The sequence below is a fragment of the Paraburkholderia sp. genome (assembly GCF_036488505.1).
Taxonomy (GTDB): domain Bacteria; phylum Pseudomonadota; class Gammaproteobacteria; order Burkholderiales; family Burkholderiaceae; genus Paraburkholderia.
In genome coordinates, this window is the sequence record NZ_DASXHN010000431.1 from 1 (window position 1) to 6,395 (window position 6,395).

5 protein-coding genes are annotated in these 6,395 nt (G+C 63.5%); 4 read left to right on the forward strand and 1 reads right to left on the reverse strand.

All coding sequences use genetic code 11. The features are described 5' to 3' along the window. Together ispH and hpnH are read left to right on the forward strand one after the other, a co-directional pair. Positions 1–925: 4-hydroxy-3-methylbut-2-enyl diphosphate reductase (ispH, locus tag VGH68_RS24940; RefSeq protein WP_331606381.1), on the forward strand; the 925-nt coding region annotated here is incomplete at its 5' end. Between the two features lie 10 nt (positions 926–935). Continuing rightward, the gene (gene hpnH, locus VGH68_RS24945; protein ID WP_331606382.1) at positions 936–2,090 is read left to right on the forward strand and encodes an adenosyl-hopene transferase HpnH; all 1,155 of its coding nucleotides are present in this window, start codon (positions 936–938) and stop codon (positions 2,088–2,090) included. 120 nt (positions 2,091–2,210) lie between these two features. Here the strand turns inward: hpnH and VGH68_RS24950 are convergent, their stop codons facing one another. Then, positions 2,211–2,813: an ABC transporter substrate-binding protein gene (locus VGH68_RS24950; protein WP_331606385.1), complete on the reverse strand. Its 603-nt coding sequence runs from the start codon at positions 2,811–2,813 to the stop codon at positions 2,211–2,213. A gap of 211 nt (positions 2,814–3,024) precedes the next feature. Here VGH68_RS24950 and VGH68_RS24955 point away from each other — a divergent pair, with 211 nt between their 5' ends. Both VGH68_RS24955 and VGH68_RS24960 read left to right on the forward strand, forming a co-directional pair. After that, positions 3,025–5,640 (forward strand): MMPL family transporter, encoded by a 2,616-nt coding sequence (locus VGH68_RS24955; RefSeq protein ID WP_331606383.1) that lies wholly within the window; start codon positions 3,025–3,027, stop codon positions 5,638–5,640. A 2-nt stretch (positions 5,641–5,642) separates the two neighbouring features. Next, positions 5,643–6,395 (forward strand): VacJ family lipoprotein (locus VGH68_RS24960; RefSeq protein ID WP_331606384.1); only part of this gene is annotated, 753 nt, incomplete at its 3' end.

The following is a 6,395-nucleotide window of genomic DNA, read 5'->3' on the forward strand; positions in this document are numbered from 1 at the left end:
ACCCCGCGGCTTTTGCGCGGGTGTTGTACGCGCCATTGAGATTGTCGATCGCGCGTTACAGCAACACGGGGCGCCCGTGTATGTTCGCCACGAGATTGTTCACAATCGCCATGTGGTGGACAATCTGCGTCAGAAAGGCGCGCGCTTTGTCGAGGAACTCGACGAGGTACCGCACGGCGCCGTGGCGATTTTCAGCGCCCACGGTGTCGCGCAGACAGTCGAGCGCGACGCGGCACAGCGCGGCCTCGACGTGCTCGACGCGACCTGCCCGCTCGTGACCAAGGTCCACGTGCAAGGGCGCCAATATGTGGCGGCGGGTCGTACCCTGATCCTGATCGGCCACGCGGGCCATCCGGAAGTGGAAGGCACGATCGGCCAGATTCCAGGCAAGGTGCTGCTGGTGCAAAGCGAGGCTGAAGTCGCGCTTCTGGACCTGCCGCTCGATACGCCGCTTGCGTACGTCACGCAGACCACGCTGTCGGTCGACGACACACGTGGCATTATCGATGCCCTGCTGCGCCGTTTCACCGACATCGTCGGTCCCGACACGCGCGACATCTGCTACGCCACGCAAAACCGTCAGGCGGCGGTGCGCGAACTGAGCAAAGAGGTCGAGGTGCTGCTGGTGGTAGGCGCAACCAACAGTTCGAACTCGAACCGGCTGCGTGAGATCGGCAGCGAAACCGGCGTGGCGAGTTATCTCGTCGCCGACGGTTCGGAAGTGAAGCCGGAGTGGTTTGCGAACGTGCAGACCGTCGGCATCACGGCTGGTGCTTCAGCACCGGAAGAGATGGTAATGAACGTAATCGATGCGCTGCGCGCATTGGGGCCCGTCGATGTCACGACGATGGCGGGCCGTGAAGAGAAAGTCGAATTCAAGTTGCCATCGAAACTGATGCAACCACTCGCTGCACGCGAAGTTTAAGGAGGACATCTTGTCTATTCCGCTGCTACAGAAAGTCCGCGTCGGCGCATACATCATGCGCCAGCATCTCTCCGGCAACAAACGCTATCCGCTCGCCCTGATGCTGGAGCCGTTGTTTCGCTGTAATCTCGCCTGCAACGGCTGCGGCAAGATCGATTATCCCGATCCCATTTTGAACCAGCATCTGTCGCTCGAAGAGTGCCTGCAGGCGGTCGACGAATGCGGCGCGCCGGTCGTCTCGATCGCGGGCGGCGAGCCGCTGCTGCACAAGGAAATGCCGCAGATCGTCAAGGGCATCATGGCGCGCAAGAAGTTCGTGTACCTGTGCACGAACGCGCTGCTGATGGAAAAGAAGATGGACGACTACGAGCCGAATCCGTATTTCGTGTGGTCGGTCCACCTCGACGGCGACAAGGAATCGCATGATCACTCGGTATCGCAGGAAGGCGTGTACGAGAAGGCCGTCGCGGCGATCCGCGAAGCGAAGCGCCGTGGCTTCCGCGTGAACATCAACTGCACGCTGTTCAACGACGCGCAACCCGAGCGCGTCGCGAGCTTCTTCGACACGCTGGGCCCGATGGGTGTGGACGGCATCACCGTGTCACCGGGTTACGCGTATGAACGCGCACCCGACCAGCAACACTTCCTGAACCGCGACAAGACCAAGCAACTGTTCCGCGAAATCTTCAAGCGCGGCAACAACGGGAAGAACTGGTCGTTCAGCCAGTCGGCCATGTTCCTCGACTTCCTCGCGGGCAACCAGAGCTACGAATGTACGCCGTGGGGCAACCCGGCGCGCACCGTGTTCGGCTGGCAGAAGCCGTGCTATCTGGTCGGCGAAGGCTACGTGAAGACCTTTAAGGAACTGATGGAAACCACCGACTGGGACAAGTACGGCACCGGCAACTATGAGAAGTGCGCCGACTGCATGGTCCACTGCGGTTTCGAAGCGACGGCCGTGATGGATACGGTCGCGCATCCGCTGAAGGCGCTCAAGGTCAGCATGCGTGGTCCGAAGACCACGGGCGCATTCGCCAAGGACATCCCGCTCGACAAGCAGCGTCCCGCCGAGTACGTGTTCTCGCGTCACGTCGAGATCAAGCTCGAAGAGATCAAGCGCGCCGGCACCGGCAAGAAAGTGCAGACCGCGAGCGCGGCGCACTGAGCGGTTCGGTCGTGGCGGCCGCGTGCCGCCCGATGCTGCGCATGAGCCGTCAGGCATAAAAAAGCGCGGTGGCCAGTCAGGCCACCGCGCTTTTTTTACTGCGTCAAATGCTATCGACTCTCAACCGCCGCGTGCATTGTGCTCGGTCAGGAATTTGATCAGCCCGTCGATGCCGCCTTTATTGATCTGGTCGGCGAACTGCGTCTGATACACCTGGATCAGCCACGCGCCCATCATGTTGATGTCGTAGATCTTCCAGCCGGACGGCCCCCTGGTGAGCCGGTAGTCGATCGCATCGTCGCCGCCGTTGCTGATGACGTGCGATTGCACGACCACGTCGGTGGCGCCGCCCGCCACGCTCACCGGCATAAATTTGAACTTGACGTCCTGGTCGCGCAGTTGGGAAAGCGATGCGGCATAAGTACGGGTGAGCAGCAGCGTAAACTGCTCATACAGTTGCTTTTGCTGTTCTGGCGTCGCCGTTGACCATGGCTTGCCGATCGCGATACGCGTGGTGCGCTGAAAGTCGGTGGCCGGCAGGAAGTGCGTCTCGACAATGTGCGTGATCTGCGCCATGTCGCCACCACGCGCCTTCGTATCCGCCTTCATCGCGGTAACGGTGCCTTCGACGGCACTTTTTACTACCGCGTCGGGCGCAGTTTGCGCAAACGCGGCGGTGGACACCACGGCCGCGGCCAGGAAAGCAGACAGATATCGTTTCATACGCTCGTCAGGACCAGAAAAAGTAGTGCCCGCGGGCCGCGTAGCCCAAGGCCAAAGAGGGATAGACCAGTATAGCCGGGATTGCGTTCCATCCCGCCCGGCGCCGCCGGGCGCCGCACTTGCTACCGAAGTCGGGCTGGCGCGCTCCGGCTCTGTATACTTGTGCACCTTCGTCAGAAACAACACTCGTGATAAGGCCACTTTCGCCTACATGCTGAAGTCATCTATCGTCCGTCTCGTCGCGTACTCGGTGCGTCATCCGTTCAGGATCATCGCGCTGTCGATCGTGCTCGCCGTTCTGAGTGGCGTCTACGTCACGCATAACTTCAAGATCAACACGGACATCAGCCGTCTCATCGCAACCGACAAGCAATGGACGGCACTGCAAAACGCAATCGACACCGCCTTCCCCGAGCGTGGCGACACCGTTCTGGTGGTGGTCGAGGCGCGCGCCCCGGAATTCGCCGACGCGGCGGCCAACGCGCTGAGCGCCGCGCTGCAAGCCGATCCAAAGGAATTCACGTCGGTCTCGCAGCCGGCCGGCGGTCCGTTCTTCGAACACAACGGCCTGCTCTTCCCATCCACCGACGAGGTGATGTCCACCACGTCGCAACTCGTGCAGTCGCGCCCGCTCGTCAATGCGCTTGCGCATGATCCGAGCCTGACCGGCCTCGCCGGCACGCTGACAACGAGCTTGCTACTGCCGCTGCAGCTCGGTCAGGTGAAGCTCGGCGATATGAGCCACCTGCTTTCGCAAAGCGCGAATACGCTCGATCGGGTGCTGGCTGGTCAACCGGCCGCGTTTTCGTGGCGCGCGCTGGTCGACAAGAGCGTCGCGACACAGCCGGCGCGCGCGTTCGTCGTCGTGCAGCCGGTCGTCAACTACGATGCGCTGGAACCGGGCGCGAGCGCGTCGCGAGCAATCCGCGCGACCGCCGCGTCGCTGCAGCTGGACTCGCGCTATGGCGCGAGGGTCCGCCTGACCGGCGAACAGCCGCTAGCTGACGAAGAGTTCGCATCGGTGCAGGACGGCGCGGTGGTCAACGGCATCGCCACCTTCATCGTCGTGCTCATCATTCTGTGGCTCGCGCTGCGCTCGGGCCGCATGATCGTCGCGGTGTTCATCACGCTGTTCGTCGGCCTCGCGATCACCGCCGCGCTCGGCCTGATGATGGTCGGCGCGCTCAACATGATTTCGGTCGCCTTCATGGTGCTGTTCGTCGGGCTCGGCGTCGATTTCGGCGTGCAGTTCGGCGTCAAGTATCGCGAGGAGCGCAATCGCGATAACCGGCTATCGGCCGCGTTGATGCACACCGCGCACAGCATCGGCGTGCCGCTCACGCTGGCGGCGGTCGCGGTCGCGCTCAGCTTCTTCTCGTTTCTGCCGACCGCGTATCGTGGCGTATCGGAGCTCGGCGAGATCGCCGGCGTCGGCATGTTCGTCGCCTACTTTACGAACATGACGCTGCTGCCCGCGTTGCTGAAGGTCTTCAGGCCGCCCGGCGAAGCCGGCTCGCCGGGCTTCAAGCGCCTCGCGCCGGTCGACGACTTCCTCGCGCATCATCGCAAGCCCGTGTTGATCGGCACGCTGGTCGTCGTGCTCGGCGCGTCGCCGCTGCTCACGCATCTGCGTTTCGATTTTAATCCGCTGCATCTGAAGGATCCGCATACGGAGTCGATGGCGACGCTGCTGTCGCTGAAGGACTCGCCCGAAGCGGCGGTCAACAACGTGCATGCGCTGGCGCCGTCGCTGGCCGATGCCGACGCGATCGCCGCGCGTTTGCGCAAGCTGCCCGAAGTGGGCCGCGTCACCACGCTCAGCACGTTCGTGCCTGCCGACCAGCAACAGAAGATGATGCTGATCGCGAGCGCCGCGCAGCAGCTGCTGCCGGCGTTGCAGCAGCAACCTGCGCCGCAGGCCACCGACGACGTGCGCGTCGCCGCGCTCAAGCGCGCGGCAAACCAGTTGTCGCTGGCCGCCGAGGATCATCCGGGGCCGGGCGCCGCCGAAGCGCAGCATCTGTCGGGAACGCTGCAGAAGCTGGCGAGCGCCCCAGTCGCCACGCGCGATCGCGCCGAAGTCGCGATGTCGGACACATTGCGCATCGCGCTGAAGCAGTTGGAGAACCTGCTGCAGCCGACCGAAATCACCCGCGACAACCTGCCGAAGGAAATCACCGCAGCGTGGATCGGCAAGGGCGGCCGCGCGCTCGTCGACATCGCGCCAAAGGTGCCGGCGGGTACAGACCCGAACGACGACCAGATGCTCGCCCGCTTCGCCCACGCGGTGAAGAAGGCAGAACCGGGCGCGATCGGCGGGCCGATTTCGATCCTGCATTCGGCCGACACGATCATCAAGGCGTTCCTGCAAGCAGCCATCTACGCGCTGCTGTCGATCGCGGTGCTGCTATGGATCGCGCTGCGGCGCGTCGGCGACGTGCTGCGCACGCTGGTGCCGCTGCTGGTTTCCGCGCTGGTGACGCTCGAACTGTGCGTGGTGTTCGGCATGCCGCTGAACTTCGCGAACATCATCGCGCTCCCGCTGATGCTCGGCGTCGGCGTCGCGTTCAAGATCTACTTTGTGATGGCTTGGCGCAACGGCCAGACCGGCCTGCTGCAATCGAGCCTCACGCACGCAGTGCTGTTCAGCGCCGCGACCACGGCGACCGCGTTTGGCAGCCTGTGGCTGTCGCATCATCCTGGCACGTCGAGCATGGGACGCTTGCTCGCGCTGTCGCTGTTATGCACACTGATCGGCGCGGTGGTGTTCCAACCGGTGCTGATGGGTAAGCCGCGCCAACGTCGCGCGAAGCAAAAAGGAATTTAGGCATGAAGCTGCGTAACGCCACGCTGGCGCTCACCGCCGCGGGTTTGATCACCGGCTGCGCAACCGCGCCCGAGCGCAAGCCGGGCGACCCGTTCGAGCCCGTGAACCGGGCGATCTTCAATTTCAACGACGGTGTGGACCGCTATATCGCGGTGCCGGTCGCGAAGGGTTATCAGAAGGTGACGCCGCAGCCGCTGCGCACCGCCGTCAGCAACTTCTTCTCGAACCTCGGCGACCTCACCAACGCGGCGAACGCGCTGCTGCAACTCAAGATCACCGATGCGACCGAAGACATCATGCGCTTCGCGATGAACTCGGTCTTCGGCATCGGCGGCCTGCTCGACTGGGCGACGCCAGCGGGCTTACCGAAGCATCACCAGGATTTCGGCTTGACGCTCGGGCATTGGGGTATTCCGTCGGGGCCGTATCTCGTGTTGCCGCTGTTCGGGCCGAGCACGGTGCGCGACAGCATGGGGCTCGTCGTCGACGTGAAGTTCAATCCGCTGAACTACATGGAACCGGCGACGCGTAATCCGCTGTACGTGCTGCAGTTCGTGAGCACCCGTTCGGATTTGCTCGGCGCGACCGATCTGCTGCAACAGGCCGCGCTCGACAAATACTCGTTCGTGCGCGATGCGTATACGCAGCAGCGCCGCGCGCGTTTGCGCGGCACGAGCGACAACAATGCACCGCTGCCGAATTACGACGATCAGGGTAATGCCGGCGCGCCTGCTGCCGGCGCGCCGGCGGTGGGG

Bases quoted from the DNA above. Each gene is read 5' to 3' on its own strand.
- VGH68_RS24950 (WP_331606385.1), bottom strand. From the start codon at position 2,813: ATGAAACGATATCTGTCTGCTTTCCTGGCCGCGGCCGTGGTGTCCACC.
- VGH68_RS24955 (WP_331606383.1), top strand. From the start codon at position 3,025: ATGCTGAAGTCATCTATCGTCCGTCTCGTCGCGTACTCGGTGCGTCAT.